This window comes from Microbacterium sp. Bi128 (assembly GCF_918698205.1).
Genome location: NZ_CAKKMM010000741.1, coordinates 1 through 2,502, shown reverse-complemented (window position 1 = coordinate 2,502; position 2,502 = coordinate 1). Strand labels below are relative to the sequence as shown.

At 67.5% G+C, this 2,502-nt stretch carries 2 protein-coding genes; both read right to left on the bottom strand.

What is annotated here, in order from left to right:
• Positions 1-1,155, bottom strand: a 1,155-nt coding sequence (locus LQV45_RS25635) for an FAD-binding oxidoreductase (protein ID WP_230009453.1), incomplete at its 3' end; no start/stop codon positions are given.
• Positions 1,156-1,327: 172 nt separating this feature from the next.
• Positions 1,328-1,819 carry a carboxymuconolactone decarboxylase family protein gene (locus LQV45_RS25630; RefSeq protein WP_230009451.1) on the bottom strand — a complete coding sequence of 164 codons (492 nt, stop codon included), beginning with the start codon at positions 1,817-1,819 and terminating at the stop codon, positions 1,328-1,330.
• Positions 1,820-2,502 lie beyond the last annotated feature (683 nt).

Genomic DNA, 2,502 nt, shown 5'->3' with positions numbered 1-2,502 from the left:
CTGGCGGAAGCGTTTGACCCATGCCTTCGCGTCCTGCCCGCCCTGCGGGGTGTCACCCAGGCCGAACGGGTGGCTCACCCAGTTGGCGGTCCGGTTCAGCAGCGGGGTGGCCGCGGCGGCCGGCCCGCTCACCGCCCCGCCCCAATGGGCGATCAATTGCTGGGAGCTTGGTCCCGGGAGGTTCCGGGCCGAGTCGATGATGACGTCCAGGGCGTCGTCGGAGAGTTCGTCGTGGTAGTCGGCACTCCAGTAGTTGTACTTGCCCGGCGGGTCGTCCAGGGAGCACTGGAAGTCTGCGTAGCCGGTGTCTTCCACCAGGTCCACAACAGGGTCCAGTTCCCGGTATGCCCTGGCATGTTCTTTGCCTTCCTCGGCATCCCCGGCGAAGACATACACGACGTACACCGCCATCTTGCCCACCATGGCCGCGGGCACGAAGGGTTCCGCCGGTGCAGTCCCGTAGATGAGGGTGGCGGACTCTTCGTTGGGAGCCGCGGAGGCCAGGTCCCGGTATCCGCGGCTGAGTTCCGGGGCTGCGTCCCCCGGCCACATCAGCACCCCGGCATGCACGCGTGGCCCCAGCTGATGCAGGCCGAACGTAAACGAGGTGGCGACGCCGAAGTTCCCGCCGCCGCCGTGCAGGGCCCAGAAGAGTTCGGGATTCTCCTGGGCGCTGGCCCTCACCTGCTCGCCGGTGGCCGTGACCAGATCCACGGAGACGAGGTCGTCGCAGGCGAAGCCGAAGGCGCGCTCGAGCCAGCCGGACCCGCCCCCGAGCGTGAAACCCGCGAGCCCGGTCGTGGAGACCCGCCCGCCTGTGATGGCGAGGCCGTATTCCTGGGTGGCGCGGTCAAACTCGCCGCAGGTGAGGCCCGCGCCCACCGTGGCAGTGCGGGCCTCCGGGTCCACCCGGACGGACTTCATCGGACGAACGTCGATCACGAGGCCGCCGTCGTTCATGGACATGCCGGCTACGGAATGGCCGCCGGCCCGGACGGCGACTTCGAAGCCGTGTGTCCGCGCGTACGCCAACGCCTCGGCCACCCCTACCGGGTCGGCGCACGGGGCAATGACGGCCGGATGGCGGTCGATCATCGCGTTGAAGAGTCTTCGTGTTTCGTCGTACTCCGGGTGACCCGGCCTGACCCACCTCATGGCAGTGCTCCCTCGGTGACCGCGGCTCCGCCCCACTTTTCGAGCTTACGACTGCACGCCAGTTGTGGCTACGGCTCATTGCTTAGCCAGCCGCGCACCGCCAGGTGTTCTGGCGCGGGCGGCTGTCCGCCGGGTGTCCTGGTGCGGGCGGCTGGCGGGAGTGAACGGTGGGTTAGCCGCGGGCGTCGCGGACCGGGTGCTGGCTGACGATGGAAACCCGGTTGAACGCGTTCATCGTAATCGCCAGCCAGCTGACGGCGGAAAATTCTTCGGCAGTCAGGTGCCGCCTGGCCTGTGCGCCTTCGTGGTCGCGGGTATGGGCGTCAGAGATGGTGGTGATGGCCTCGGCCAGCGTCAGGGCTGCGCGTTCCTTTTCGGAGAACAGAGAGGTGTCGCGCCATGCGGGGAGAACGGCCAGGCGCTGGGCCGACTCGCCGTTCTTGACGGCATCGTCCACGTGCATGTCCAGGCAAAAGGCGCAGCCGTTGATCTGCGAAATGCGGACATTGAGCAACTCAATGAGTGTGTCGTCCAGCCCGGCCTCGGTGGCGGCTTCCTTGGCTTTCAGGCCCAGCCCGTTGAGTGCGCGCCAGGCAGCGGGGTGCGCCTTGTCAAGGAATATGCTCCGGTGCCCGGGATCCTGCGGTGCCGTCGTGTCATTCATGAATTCCACAATACCGACGGGCCTCGGCACGGCCCGGAGCGGCGTGTGACAATTTTGTCAAACCTGTGACAAGCTTTGGGGGTGGGAGTGTTTGGTTCGGCGGCCGGCTCCTTGGGGGACCCGGCCGCCGGACCGCTCCTTCTGAGCCGGGCCTCCCCGGGCAGCTACTTTCGAGCCGGGCCAGACTTCGCACCGCCGAGCTCCGCTAGGCCGGCCCTCCTCCTAGCCGGTCCATCTGAGCCGGGCCAGACTTCGCACCGCCGAGCTCCGCTAGGCCGGGCCTCCTCCTAGCCGGCCCTTCTGAGCCGCTCCTTCCGAGCGGTGCCTTCCTAGCCGTGCCTTCCGAGCCGGTCCAGGCTTCGCGCCGCCGAGCTCCGCCAGGCCGGGCTTGACGAGTTGATTTTTTCGCCAGTTCCCGCTGGGGGGACATGTCCAGTTTTCAGCCAATCGTGCGGCCGCGGGAATACATGTCCCATGGTCACGTCCGGCAGCGGGGCACATGTCCACTCTTAAGGTCCGGGTATGGGCACAAAGGGCGTATGTCCACTGGCGCGCGGCGGCGGAGGGCACGTCCGGTGGTCACACGTGGCAGCGATGGGCATGTCCATTTTTTGGGCAATTTTGCGGAGCGGGGGAGGGCATGTCCCTTGGTCACGCCGGGCAGCGGGGGACATGTCCAGTCT

What these genes read in the sequence shown, in the direction of transcription:
- LQV45_RS25630 (WP_230009451.1), bottom strand. Translation starts at nt 1,819, where the DNA reads ATGAATGACACGACGGCACCGCAGGATCCCGGGCACCGGAGCATATTC.